This window comes from bacterium (assembly GCA_041648665.1).
GTDB lineage: Bacteria > UBA10199 > UBA10199 > 2-02-FULL-44-16 > JAAZCA01 > JAFGMW01.
This window is the reverse complement of sequence record JBAZOP010000086.1, coordinates 1-12,307: the sequence shown is the minus strand read 5'-3', so window position 1 is coordinate 12,307 and position 12,307 is coordinate 1. Positions and strand designations below refer to the sequence as shown.

Below are 12,307 nucleotides of genomic sequence, written 5' to 3'. Positions count from 1 at the left end.
CCTGGAGGTCCAGGTTGTCTACCCCCACGACCCTGAGCCTGTAGTAGCCGTGGCTGGAGAAGCTCAGCGCATGGGCCGAAAACGAGGCCAGGAGCACGACAGCGAATCCGACGGCAAATATCGCCGATCTGATCGATTTGTTTGCAGAAAAAAGCGAGGCAGTGCGCAAGATGATTCCCCCAAAAAGTTGGTGCATTATAACACGTTGATTTTCTTGGGGTCAATAAAACTTCAGCATCATAAATCAGCATCATAAAAAAGAGGTGGCCCCTCTCGGGACCACCTCTTTGGCTGATGAGCCTTATTCAGCTGCTAGTACATGTCTCCCATGCCGCCGCCGTGCGGCATCTGGGGCATGGCCTTCTCTTCCTTCGGCTTCTCGGTGACCATCGCCTCTGTGGTGATCATGAGGCCTGCGACCGAGGCGGCGTTCTGGAGCGCGGAGCGCACGACCTTCGTGGGGTCGATGATGCCCGTGCCCATGAGATCCTCGTAGTTGCAATTCTGGGCGTTGAAGCCCTCGTTGCCCTTCGCGGACTTCACGTGGTTGACGACCACGGCGCCTTCCCACCCAGCGTTCTGAGCGATCCAGCGGCAGGGATACTCTGCGGCGCGGCGGACGATCTGCACGCCCTCCCACTCCTCTTCCGTGAGCTTGGCCTTGAGGCTGTCGAGGCCTGAGGTCGCTCTGATGAGGGCCACGCCGCCGCCGGCCACGATGCCTTCCTCAACCGCGGCGCGCGTCGCATGGAGCGCGTCCTCGACGCGGGCCTTCTTCTCCTTCATCTCGGTCTCGGTGGCCGCTCCGACGTTGATCACGGCCACTCCGCCGACGAGCTTCGCGAGCCTCTCCTGGAGTTTCTCGCGGTCGTAGTCAGAGGTTGTCTCTTCGATCTGCGCGCGGATCTGCTTGATGCGGCCCTCTATCGCTTCCTTGGAGCCTGCGCCGTCGACGATCGTGGTGTTTTCCTTGTCGATGGTGATGCGCTTGGCCTGGCCCAAATCCTTGGTGGTCATGCTCTCGAGCTTGAAGCCCAGCTCCTCGGCGATGAACTTGCCTCCGGTCAGGGTCGAGATGTCCTCGAGCATGGCCTTGCGGCGGTCGCCGAATCCCGGCGCCTTGACCGCAGCGACCTGCAGGGTGCCGCGCAGCTTGTTGACGACCAGCGTGGCCAGGGCTTCGCCCTCCACGTCCTCGGCGATGATGAGCAGCGGACGGCCGATCTTCGCGACCTGCTCGAGCACCGGGAGGAGGTCCTTCATACTGGAGACCTTCTTCTCGTTGATGAGGATGAGCGGGTTCTCGAGGACCACTTCCATCCTCTCAGGATCCGTGACGAAATAGGGTGAGAGGTAGCCGCGGTCGAACTGCATGCCCTCCACGACGTCGAGCGTGGTCTCCATGCCCTTTGCCTCTTCAACCGTTATCACGCCTTCCTTGCCGACCTTGCTCATCGCCTCGGCGATGATGTTGCCGATGGTCTCGTCGTTGTTGGCCGAGATCGTTCCTACCTGGGCTATCTCTTTCTGGTCCTTCGTCGGCTTCGAATTCTTCTTGAGCTGGTCGATTGTGTACTCGACCGCCTTGTCGATGCCGCGCTTGAGCGCCATCGGGTTGTGGCCTGCCGCGACGAGCTTCGCGCCCTCATGATAGATGTACTGCGCCAGCACCGTGGCGGTGGTGGTTCCGTCGCCCGCGATGTCGGAGGTCTTGGCTGCGACTTCCTTCACCATCTGCGCGCCCATGTTTTCGAACTTGTCCGAGAGCTCGATCTCCTTGGCGACCGTGACTCCATCCTTGGTGATCACCGGGCTGCCGAACGATTTGTCCAGGACCACGTTGCGGCCCTTGGGGCCCAGCGTGACCTTCACCGCGTCGGCCAGCGCATTCACGCCGCGCAGGATCTTATCGCGGGCGTCCTGACTGAAGAGCAGTTCCTTTGCTGACATTGTATCCTCCTTGGTGGCTGTTTGTTGTTATGGTTTATGCGTTGACGATCCCCAGGATGTCGTCTTCGCGCATGATCGTGTACTCCACGCCGTCGATCTTGATCTCGTTGCCCGCGTATTTCGTGAAGAGGATCTTGTCGCCGATCTTCACGTCGAGGTTCAGCTTCTGGCCGTTCTCGAGGATCTTGCCGTTGCCCACGGCGATGATCTCGCCTTCCTGCGGCTTTTCCTTGGCAGTGTCAGGGATGATGATCCCCCCTTTTGTCTTCTCCTCGTTGGTGAGACGCTTGACGAGGATGCGGTCGTGCAGCGGTCTGATCTTTGTGCTCATATCACTTCCTCCTTTGTTAGTAGCTGAATTTTCGATCTTTTCCGCGGTTGGCACTCGCACCAATGGAGTGCTAACGCTGCGGGTTGCGGACCATATAATGTCTAGTTATCCACAGTCAAGGGGGAAGGGCGATTTTTTTGATCCGTCGCGTTACAGGCCTTTGACGCCATGCATATTGGCATCAGCGGCCGATATCCTTAGATTCGCGGGCTATGAAAGCCAAATTCATCAATAAAATCACGTTTTTTATCGCATTCACGATGACGGCAGCCTTGCTCATGCAGGCCGGCTGCAAAGGCACCGACGCCCCTGTCTTCATATCCCCTGACGGCGACGTAATGGTGGGCCTCAACGAGCCTGATGTGGATGATGAGCTCGCCGAGGAAGCCTGGCAGAAGAGGTTCATCTTCCACGTGGGCCCGGTCGATCTGCCGGCAGGGGCCGAGATGGAGGAGGGTCCCCTCGCCATGCGCTTCCAGTCCGACGAGGACATCTGGGTGACTGCCTTCGAGCCCAAGGTCGTGGACGCCGCAGGTTCGGAGCTCCCGTCAGGGCTCTTGAGGCAGGCCATAGTCTCGAACCTGCATGAGGAGAATTCCATGTGCGGGAATTCCGGCGCAGGCAACCCGGCCTTCATCGCCACGGCGCTTCTCACGAAGGTCGAGCTGCCGCAGGGCTACGGCTATCCGGTCCTGTCCACGGATCCGCTCGAGATCTCCGTCGTTCTTGAGAACCCGACTGAGCAGAGTTATTCAGGGGTCTACTTCGAGATCACCCTCGTAGCGCGGCCCATGAACGAATTCTCAAGCCTCTCGGACGTGAAGCCCATGCTCGTGGAGTTCGAGCCGTGCGGGCATGAGACCGTGGATATCGAGCCGGGCGCGTTTGCGGAGCGCACGGTATCCTACAGGATGGACAGCCCTTCGCGCGTGATCATGGTCAGCGGCGCGCTCTCTGATTTCGGCGCCTCGATAGAACTCTCGACCGGCGGCGGGGTGGTCCCGTTCTGGAGGTCCGAGGCCACGCTGGACGAGAGTCACAAACTCCTGGAGCTGTCGGACAATCCGTTCGTGGATCTCAAGACCGAGATCGCAGAGGGAGATGAGGTGACGCTCGGAGCTACGTTCGATAACGCATCCGACTCATGGCTGAAATCCGCGACCGCTTCCGCGATGATGTACGTGAATCCTTCGGAATAATTATCCCAAGTCACTTCAATTCAAACACCACGGAGAGGCAGACGCATGCGTTCTGCGGCAGGCTCGCTGCGCCGATGGCGGTCCTCGCGTGTTTTCCGTCGACTCCGAAGATATCGCCGAAGAGGTCGCTCGCCCCGTCTAGGACCTTTTCGTGATCCTTGAAGTCGGCCCCGCATGCCACGAAACCGTTGAGCTGGACGACCCTCTTGATCTTGGAGAGCGAACCACCCAGCGCATGCCTGGCGTATGAGATCGCCATCACGGCGGCCATCCTCGCCGCGAGCTTGGCCGCATCGAGTTTCACCTCGATGCCCACGCGGCCCTGGTGATGGAAGCGGCCCGAGGAATATGGAAGCGCCTGCGCTATGTAGAGCAGCTTGCCGATCTGCGTGACTGCCTGGGCGCTCCCTTTTTCCGAGGGAGGCTCCTGCAATTCGATGTAGAGTTCAGCGAGCCTGTCGTCGAATTTCATGGTGACTCCGTCCTATTTCTTCGCCTTCGGCCTGTAGAGAAAGAAGAATGCCAAGAGCGGCGTGCCCTTGAGCGAGCGGTACACGCTGATCTCCTCTTCCTTGAAGAAGCCGCGCGTCTGTTCGTCTATGAATATCTCTCTCAGATCAACGATGCGAAGTCCGGCCTTTCTCATGGTCGCGTAGTAGTCTTCAAACCTGTGCAGATTCGACTCCGCTGATTTTATCCTGCTCGAACCCTTTTTGGCGAAGAGCCCGAAGGGATGGAAATCCACGAGCACGGCCTGGCTTCCCGGCGTCATGACCCTGCCCATCTCCGCGATCGCGCGCGCCACGTCGCCCTGCGACATCGAGGCAAGCCTGGCCATTATGTAGCCGAAGCGTTCGGCGGGGAACGGGAGCTTCGCGGGTTTGCCCTGCACGATGTATCCCCGCGAGGCGTCGCCCTGCAATTCCGAAGCAGCGCCCCTTATGTCGAAGCTCACGGCGCATTGCGCCCTGGCGCCGAGCAGCCTCGATGCGTAAAACACCGGCCCCTCTCCTATGTCCAGCGCCGTCTTCCCCTGGAGGTCCGGCAGCGCAGGTTCGACCATCTTTTTTATCGAGAGATCGATGAGCTCTTTTATCCTCTCGTACGAGAGCTGGCTTTCGATGGAGAGCACGGGCTGGACGCCGGCGCGGGTGCCGACGTGGACGCTGGCCTTCTTGGCGCTACCGATGAGGTGCTCGACGATGCGGCCCAGGGCCTCCATGGCCCGTCTCAAGGATTGGTCGAATGACTCGGACATCAATATATATGTATATGAAACGCCTTGTTTCTACAAGGGATCATTGACCAATTGATCCGGGCGTATAAGATGTCCGGCTCAAAGGAGATAAAAATGAAGCTCACCGTGAGCAGACAGACGCCTGAATCTTTCAAGGCGGACATAATTTCCATAGGGCTCTTCGAGAGGGCGAAGGAGGACGAGGGTGCGAGGCACGCCCTCATCAAGCATGTGGACGGAGGCATCGCGCTGGACAAGGCGATGGCGGGCAGCGTCTCGAAACAGATCGCGGATGAAAAATTCAAGGGAGAGCGCGGCACGCACCGCATGCTCTTCACGGCAGGCAAGATACCGGCGAAATTCATATTGCTCGTCGGCATGGGCCGGCGCAAGGACCTGACCCTCGATATCCTGAGGGAGGCCGGCGCCGCGATTTCAAAGGCGGCGCGCGTGGTCAAGGCCGACTCCGCAGCGCTGGTGCTCGAACGCGGCTCGGTCGACGACCTGCACGCCGCGGATAGGGCGCGCGCCATAGCGGAGGGCGCCATTCTAGGCAGCTATGCGTTCGAGGCCTACAAGACCGACGGAGAGGAGAGGCCCGCGCCGCTCTCGGAGCTCCATTTCCTCTACGAGGGAGACGCCGCGCCGGTCAAGGCCGCAGTGGATCGGGCGAAGATTCTAGCCGAGGCGCAGAACGCTGCGCGCGACCTCACGAACACGCCCGGCCAGGACGCGACCCCGACGCGGATCGCTGCGGCGGCGAGAAAGGTGGCCGCGAAATACAAGATGGGCTTCAAGTCGCTCGGCAGGGCGGCCATACAGAAGCAGCGCATGGGCGGACTCTTGGCGGTGTCGAGGGGATCGGCCGAGCCGCCGGCCTTCATAATCATGTCGTACAAACCCAGGGGGCGCGCGCACGGAAAGATAGCGCTCGTGGGCAAGGGGATCACGTTCGACTCAGGCGGGATCTCCATCAAGCCCGCGCGCGGCATGGACGTCATGAAGAGCGACATGGCCGGAGCTGCGAGCGTCATCGCCGCCATGCAGGCGATCGCGCAGCTGAAGCCCGCGGTCGAGGTGAACGCGTATATCCCGGCTGCGGAGAACATGCCGGACGGCCGCGCCATAAAGCCGGGAGACATAATCAAGGCGAGAAACGGAAAGACCGTCGAAATCATAAGCACCGACGCAGAAGGGAGGCTCGTGTTGGCCGACGCCCTCTCCTTTGCCGCGGATAAGAAGCCGGACGTCATAGTCGAGCTCTCGACTCTCACCGGAGGAGCGGCCTACTGCTGCGGCGAACTCTACACGATAATCCTTGGGACCGACCATAAGCTCGTGGAGAAGGTGAAGAAGGGCGCCGAGGCGACCGGCGAACGCATTTGGCAGCTGCCCATGGTGGACGAATACAAGAAGGGTTACACCTCGGGCATAGCCGATCTCAACAACAGCGGGAAGAGCAAGGCCCAGACGATCATGGGAGCGATATTCTTAAAGGAGTTCGTGGGCGACCTAGCGTTCGCTCACCTCGACATTGCGGCGAGCGCATGGACGGATGAGGGCCTGCCGCTGTGGCCTAAGGGCGCTACCGGCGTGATGGTGCGCACCCTTGCGGAGTTTGTCGTAAACTTCAGAAAAGGCTGATCTCTGTTCAGGAGTTCTTGAAGCGGCTGATCCCGGGCATCGGGACCTCTGCCGCCGAAGAGGCGTTGCGGCCTTTGCCCTCCAGCAGGGCCTCGAGCGAACCGGACTCGTTTTCCACGACAAAACTGTCCGCAGCCTCGATACCGCTGCTCATCGGATATACGAATACCTCTTCAGGGGCGTTGCCCGAGATCGGGTTTATGAGCGACTGGAATTTTATCCTGTCTATGGACATAAAAGGCTCCAGGGCGCACACACGCGCCTGCATACTTATTATCGGCAGGATCGACCCGAAAGTTGCTTGCTCGCGCGATTTTTTATTAAGGTATTTAGGCTAATGATATCAATGGGTTGTCAAGCCCAATCGAGGAGGTCCAGGGTGTCGAGGTCGTTTCTTATGCCCAGGCGGGTGAGGGCGAAGTCGTAGCGGACCGGGTCGTCGGGCGAGAACTTTTTGAAGGCCTGGGTGATCTCGATGGCCGTCGTGTAGTTGGGCGCCTTGCGGTTCGTGAACCCGAGCTTCTTCGAGATCCGATACATGTGCGTGTCCAGCGGAACTATGAGCTTCGCAGGAGAGATCCCCTTCCAGCCGCCCGGATCGACGTCGTCCCTTCTCACCATCCAGCGCAGGTACATGTTGAGCCGCTTGCACGCGCTCTTCTTGTCGGGGCACGGCAGGAGGCTCGTGCCCGCTCCGAGCTCCGACACAAAACCGGCGAGCGCGGGCATCGCGTTTTGATCCGATTTTTTTGTATGTGAGGCGAAACATTTGCCCAACGAGCCGTGTTTTTTTATCGCGCGCTGCACGCCGGTCAACATGGACGCCATATCGTCGCCGGTCGTGAAGCGGTGTTTGAAATCCGAAAATATCTTGTTCAATTTTCCCGGCGTCGAATCGATCACAAAGCGCCTGGGCTCTTCCATGTTGTCCAGTATCTTTCGAACGCTGTTCAGGATCTGCGCTACCCTGCCGTAAGCGAGCGAGCTGGCGATGAGCCCCACGACCTCGCGGTCGAAGGGATCGTCGTATTCGTAGAGGAACTGAAGCGGATCGGGCGAGACGAACTCGCGGCGGTTGAGGGCGCTGTAAAGATTCTCGAGGTGTCGTCTTGTGACTTTCATGATCAGGGGTCGCGACATAACACAATTTTGTCCGGATGCCAGCGATAATTCGATACACTTGACTTTGTCCTGCGGCTTATCCAAGAAGACGGGCATATGGCAGACCGGGACAATGAACCGCAAAAAGTGATCTTTTCGATGCACCGGGTGAGCAGGGTGCATCCGCCCAAGAAACAGGTCCTGAAGGAGATTTCTTTGGGTTTTTATTACGGCGCGAAGATCGGGGTGCTGGGGGCGAACGGTTCGGGCAAGAGTTCGCTCCTCAAGATCATCGCGGGTTTCGACGACGGCTACAGCGGCGAAGTCCATTTTGCCAAGGATTACAGCGTAGGCCTCCTGGAGCAGGAGCCGCTCCTCGATCCCAAGAAGACGGTGAAGGAGGCAGTCTCCGAAGGGGTCCAGGAGATCGTCGACATGCTCAAGGAGTTCGACGAGATCAACAATTCGTTCGCAAACCCGATGTCCGACGAGGAGATGGCAAAGCTGCTCGAGCGCCAGGCCAAGGTGCAGGAGAGGCTCGATCACGCCGACGCGTGGAACCTGGACAATCGCCTCGCGCTCGCCATGGACGCACTGCGCTGTCCGCAGGACGATGCGCTGATAGAGACGCTCTCCGGCGGAGAGAAGCGCCGCGTCGCCCTGTGCAGATTGCTTCTAAAGGAGCCGGACATCCTCCTGCTCGACGAGCCGACCAACCATCTGGACGCGGAGACGGTCTTGTGGCTGGAGCGACATCTGAGGGACTATAAAGGCACGGTCATCGCAGTCACCCATGACAGATATTTTCTGGACAACGTGGCGGGATGGATACTGGAGCTCGATCGCGGCTACGGGATCCCGTGGAAGGGAAACTATTCCTCATGGCTGGAGCAGAAAGAGGAGCGCCTGGCCCGCGAAGAGCGCGCGGACCAAAAACGCCTCCGGACCCTGGATCGCGAATTGGAATGGATCCGCCAATCGCCTTCCGCCCGCCGCGCCAAGAGCAAGGCCCGCATCACGAATTACGAAAACCTCCTGAAGCAGGACCCGGCGAGGCTGGACGAGGACATCGAGATTTATATCGCGCCCGGGCCGCGCCTGGGCACCTCCGTCATAGAGGCGGAGAATCTTTCAAAGGCCTACGGCGACAATCTCCTCTTTGAGAATATGAACTTCTCGCTGCCCCAGGGCGGCATCGTGGGCGTCATCGGCCCCAACGGCGCGGGCAAGACGACGCTCTTCAAGATGATCATGGGGCTCGAGAAGCCGGACAGTGGTGCATTTAAAATCGGCGACACGGTGAAGCTGGGTTATGTGAAGCAGGACCGTTTTGCCCCGGACGACGAGCGCACGGTTTGGGAATGCATATCCGGCGGCGCGGAGACCGTGTCCCTGGGCAACCGCGAGGTGAATTCCCGCGCCTACGTCGCCAGGTTCAATTTTTCAGGCACTGACCAGCAGAAGAAGATCAAACTCCTGTCCGGCGGCGAGAGGAACCGTGTGCATCTGGCCATGACGCTCAAGGACGCGGGCAACGTCCTGCTCCTGGACGAGCCGACCAACGACCTCGACGTGAACACTCTCCGCGCGCTGGAAGTGGCGCTGGAAAATTTCGCCGGCTGCGCGGTCATCATAAGCCACGACCGCTGGTTCCTGGACCGCATCGCCACGCATATCCTGGCCTTTGAAGGCGATTCGCAGGCGGTCTGGTTCGAAGGGAACTTCGCCGAATACGAAGCGGACCGCATCCGCCGTCTTGGCGACGCCGCAAAAGAGGTCCACCGCATCAAATACAAAAAACTGAAGAGGGGCTGAGGCGTTATACCAGGCCTGAGCCCAGCAGGAGCGCCATGAGGATGAGCATGGTGCCGGTAACCAGTTGCACGAACCTCAGGGTTATCTTCTTTAGCAGGCCCCTGCCGATGAGGGTGCCTGCGAATGCGCAGAGCATCCCCGTGATCACCAGCCCCCAGACCTTTGCGCCCGCCGAGTCGTAGAGGCCGGCATTGGCAAAGCCCGCGCCGTAGACCCCGAGCCTCACCGCATCCACCATGAAACCGACCACCGCAGCCGTGGCGACGAAGGCCTGCGCGGTGAGCCCTGCCTTTATGAGAAATGCGGATCGCAGGGCGCCCTGGTGGCCGGAGAGGCCGCCGAAGAAGCCTGAGAGAACACCGCCTAGCGGGAGGAGATTTTCATGGAACGAGAGCTTCGCGAAGCGCGGCATGAGATCGAGCATCGAGAAGATCAGGATGAGGAGGGCGATCACGAGCTTCACCGGTGTGACGGCGGCGTGCCTGCCCAGGAGATCGTACTCGTATATCGGCTCCATGCCGGAGATGGAGGTGAGGAGCCACGCGCCGAAGAAGGCCGCGACGAGCGCCGGGACGCCGAAGCGCACGACCACGCGCCAGTTCGCGCCCCTTGCGAAGAGCGGGAGTTTGAGCGCGTTGTTGGAAGCGTGCACTAGCGCGGTCGCCGCGATTGCGATCTCGACCGGGAAGAACAGGGCGAACACCGGCATGAGCAGCGTGCCGAGCCCGAAGCCCGAGAAGAGGGTGAGCGATGCGACCACAAGAGAAGCGATTCCGATCACCAGGTATTCCACGGGCATATCGATAGCGGAAAATTTCCTGGCGATAAAGAAAAAATATGATTCACAGGGCTTTAGCCCCTGTTTTCCCAGCCGTTGTTACAATAGCTTGGATTATCGCATCCAAAATATTGTATACTACAAGTATTCGTATTCAAAAGTCTTGCTGCTTTGGTGTATTCACACGCAATCGAATTCATTGGAGGGGGCTATGAGATACGCTAAGTGGAAACCCTTTGTTGTCGTAACCGTAATCTCGTTGTTACTTATATGCTGCGGCGGATCCACCAGCACGAGCAGCGGCACTGATGATAGCGGTGGTGAAACAGATGACAGCGGCGATGAAACAGGCGCCACAACCACCCAAGATTTGCTTGCGGATTGCAGCAGCGTTGCAACGCCTTATTTTTCGGTATCGCCAGTTTCTCTCGACGAAGCCGGGACCAATTTTCGGTACGTCGCTCCGCTCGGGTCAACCAATCCTTGGGGCGGGCATGTGTTGCCGTCCGGGCATATGTATTTTTACGTCAAAGATGACGACACGACGACTAACTTCTATGCACCGGGAAATGTGACCATTACAAAGATCATCCGATTTTTTAATTCGGATTATGATTACAATGAAAACGGCGTGATAGATAGCGGCGAAGAAGATTACTCGATCGAGTACGGCCCCTGCAAAGATGTCAAAGCATATTTCAATCACGTCAAGGGTCTCAGCGCCGAGATTTTGGTGGCCCTGGGGGCATTCACCGACGATGATTGCGAAGATGCACCGGCAGCGAGTTCCCATAAGTGCTCGAAACAGGTGTCGATCGCAGTCAATGCCGGCGATCTCCTCGGCACATTCGGTAATCGGCCAGGCAATACCGCAATTGATGTTGGAATCTATGACAAGCTCGCGACACCTCTCGATCTCATAAGCCCTGAACGCGGCGTCGCCGACGATGGTTTCGACTGGGTCTATAAACAATGTTTTCTGAATTACTACGATTCAAACAATTCTGTCTTTACGACGCTCGATGGGATGATTGGCCGATACGATGAGATCACAGGTTTTGAGGCCAAGACCGAAGGCAGCCCGCACTGCGGCAACCTCGCCTTTGATGTTGTCGGAGCGGCCAAGGGATACTGGTATCCCGATTCAACAACAGACATGATGGAGAATGCCGCAAGCGCCGCTCTTATCGATGATGAATTTGCGTCCGACACCAGACAGATGATCAACGTCGGGTCCGAAACTCTTCCTAACAGCACTGCAACGACTTACAATTTTGCGAAGTCGGGCTCCGGCAGGATCAACCGCGACTTTGCCGATGTGACAAACGACGGCCTCATTTATTGTTATGATTCGTTTCAGTATGACTGGGGCGTCAATGTCATATTTTTACTGAAGGTCGAGGATGAGACGCTCAAGATCGAGAAACTCTCGTATGCCGACTGCGACGATTACAACGCCGATCCCAGTGCGTGGGTCTTTTCCAGCCCTCAGACGTTGTACAGGTGAAGCCCCGGCCTGAATTCATGAGGTCACTATTTTGCTCCGAAGGCCGGACTCGCCCCTGCGTAAACGATCACATTAGAAACAGAGGGCCGGACTCCACCCTCCGCGCTGCCGCGCTCCGGGTACTTCCTCGCCCACCCGCGCTGCGGGTGCCCGGTCTCGGTCGGAACGAGCAGCCCTACGGGCTGCAGTTCTCGTCACGGCAATCCAAAGCAAAAAGAATGGGGCACCCAAAAAAGTGCCCCATTCTTTTTGCTCCGAAGGCCGGACTCGAACCGGCGACCCGCTGATTACACGCGCTCCGATTGTTTCCAATCGGCGTGGACTATCTCTTCACCATATCCTGTAAAGGAATTAGGTGGCGGGCGCTTATGGGAGATTATTCTTTCGTCACTCCCTAGTCTCTGCACCTTCCCACCGCCTTTGAAATCGGTGGACTTGGCTCAGGATCGCCATATCGAATTCATTCGATGAAGGGTTCCCTGAATTCACCCGCTGTTCACTCCGCCGTTTCCGACGGAGGCTGCCTTTTCGACAGTCAGCTGCTCTGACCAACTGAGCTACTTCGGAGTATATTATTTTAAAAGAACGCTAAGTCTTTCTTAGGCAATGGGCCTCTCTAGCATCCTGCCCGGGCCGTGTAAAGTGCCTGCTGGCGGCTATTTTATGACGTTGGGGAGGCGTTCGAAGAACCAGCGGCGGTTGACCGCCAGGCTGATAAACCCTGCGACCGCAAGGGCTGCGCCGA

The 12,307-nt window shown here is 58.4% G+C and carries 11 protein-coding genes; 4 read left to right on the top strand and 7 right to left on the bottom strand.

Annotated elements, in window-relative coordinates:
* Nucleotides 1–312: 312 nt before the first annotated feature.
* Together groL and groES are read right to left on the bottom strand one after the other, a co-directional pair.
* On the bottom strand, nt 313–1,950 hold the full coding sequence (groL, locus tag WC683_16735) for a chaperonin GroEL (protein MFA4974256.1): 1,638 nt from the start codon (nt 1,948–1,950) through the stop codon (nt 313–315).
* A 34-nt stretch (nt 1,951–1,984) separates the two neighbouring features.
* Nucleotides 1,985–2,281, bottom strand: a complete 297-nt coding sequence (gene groES / locus WC683_16730) for a co-chaperone GroES (GenBank protein MFA4974255.1) — start codon at nt 2,279–2,281, stop codon at nt 1,985–1,987.
* 212 nt (nt 2,282–2,493) lie between these two features.
* On the opposite strand from groES, the gene WC683_16725 reads away from it, so the two are divergent.
* Nucleotides 2,494–3,480 (top strand): hypothetical protein, encoded by a 987-nt coding sequence (locus WC683_16725; GenBank protein MFA4974254.1) that lies wholly within the window; start codon nt 2,494–2,496, stop codon nt 3,478–3,480.
* A 10-nt stretch (nt 3,481–3,490) separates the two neighbouring features.
* On the opposite strand, the gene WC683_16720 is transcribed toward WC683_16725, so the two are convergent.
* Together WC683_16720 and WC683_16715 are read right to left on the bottom strand one after the other, a co-directional pair.
* On the bottom strand, nt 3,491–3,952 hold the full coding sequence (locus WC683_16720) for a RidA family protein (protein ID MFA4974253.1): 462 nt from the start codon (nt 3,950–3,952) through the stop codon (nt 3,491–3,493).
* 12 nt (nt 3,953–3,964) lie between these two features.
* A complete protein-coding gene (locus WC683_16715; protein ID MFA4974252.1) occupies nt 3,965–4,738 on the bottom strand; it encodes a methyltransferase domain-containing protein in 774 nt (257 codons plus the stop codon).
* 93 nt (nt 4,739–4,831) lie between these two features.
* Between WC683_16715 and WC683_16710 the strand changes: the two genes are divergently transcribed.
* Nucleotides 4,832–6,361, top strand: coding sequence for a leucyl aminopeptidase (locus WC683_16710; GenBank protein MFA4974251.1), 1,530 nt, complete (start codon nt 4,832–4,834; stop codon nt 6,359–6,361).
* Between the two features lie 7 nt (nt 6,362–6,368).
* Here WC683_16710 and WC683_16705 read toward each other — a convergent pair whose 3' ends face one another.
* Nucleotides 6,369–6,596 (bottom strand): hypothetical protein, encoded by a 228-nt coding sequence (locus WC683_16705; protein MFA4974250.1) that lies wholly within the window; start codon nt 6,594–6,596, stop codon nt 6,369–6,371.
* A 119-nt stretch (nt 6,597–6,715) separates the two neighbouring features.
* A complete protein-coding gene (locus tag WC683_16700; GenBank protein ID MFA4974249.1) occupies nt 6,716–7,501 on the bottom strand; it encodes a TIGR02757 family protein in 786 nt (261 codons plus the stop codon).
* A gap of 78 nt (nt 7,502–7,579) precedes the next feature.
* Here WC683_16700 and ettA point away from each other — a divergent pair, with 78 nt between their 5' ends.
* Complete coding sequence (ettA, locus tag WC683_16695) at nt 7,580–9,277, top strand: energy-dependent translational throttle protein EttA (protein MFA4974248.1); 1,698 nt, start codon at nt 7,580–7,582, stop codon at nt 9,275–9,277.
* Nucleotides 9,278–9,281: 4 nt separating this feature from the next.
* On the opposite strand, the gene WC683_16690 is transcribed toward ettA, so the two are convergent.
* The gene (locus tag WC683_16690) at nt 9,282–10,076 is read right to left on the bottom strand and encodes a sulfite exporter TauE/SafE family protein (protein MFA4974247.1); all 795 of its coding nucleotides are present in this window, start codon (nt 10,074–10,076) and stop codon (nt 9,282–9,284) included.
* Between the two features lie 190 nt (nt 10,077–10,266).
* Here WC683_16690 and WC683_16685 point away from each other — a divergent pair, with 190 nt between their 5' ends.
* Complete coding sequence (locus WC683_16685; protein ID MFA4974246.1) at nt 10,267–11,562, top strand: hypothetical protein; 1,296 nt, start codon at nt 10,267–10,269, stop codon at nt 11,560–11,562.
* The last annotated feature ends 745 nt before the right edge of the window (nt 11,563–12,307 follow it).

Bases quoted from the DNA above. Each gene is read 5' to 3' on its own strand.
- groL (MFA4974256.1), bottom strand. From the start codon at position 1,950: ATGTCAGCAAAGGAACTGCTCTTCAGTCAGGACGCCCGCGATAAGATC.
- groES (MFA4974255.1), bottom strand. From the start codon at position 2,281: ATGAGCACAAAGATCAGACCGCTGCACGACCGCATCCTCGTCAAGCGT.
- WC683_16725 (MFA4974254.1), top strand. From the start codon at position 2,494: ATGAAAGCCAAATTCATCAATAAAATCACGTTTTTTATCGCATTCACG.
- WC683_16720 (MFA4974253.1), bottom strand. From the start codon at position 3,952: ATGAAATTCGACGACAGGCTCGCTGAACTCTACATCGAATTGCAGGAG.
- WC683_16715 (MFA4974252.1), bottom strand. From the start codon at position 4,738: ATGTCCGAGTCATTCGACCAATCCTTGAGACGGGCCATGGAGGCCCTG.
- WC683_16710 (MFA4974251.1), top strand. From the start codon at position 4,832: ATGAAGCTCACCGTGAGCAGACAGACGCCTGAATCTTTCAAGGCGGAC.
- WC683_16705 (MFA4974250.1), bottom strand. From the start codon at position 6,596: ATGTCCATAGACAGGATAAAATTCCAGTCGCTCATAAACCCGATCTCG.
- WC683_16700 (MFA4974249.1), bottom strand. From the start codon at position 7,501: ATGTCGCGACCCCTGATCATGAAAGTCACAAGACGACACCTCGAGAAT.
- ettA (MFA4974248.1), top strand. From the start codon at position 7,580: ATGGCAGACCGGGACAATGAACCGCAAAAAGTGATCTTTTCGATGCAC.
- WC683_16690 (MFA4974247.1), bottom strand. From the start codon at position 10,076: ATGCCCGTGGAATACCTGGTGATCGGAATCGCTTCTCTTGTGGTCGCA.
- WC683_16685 (MFA4974246.1), top strand. From the start codon at position 10,267: ATGAGATACGCTAAGTGGAAACCCTTTGTTGTCGTAACCGTAATCTCG.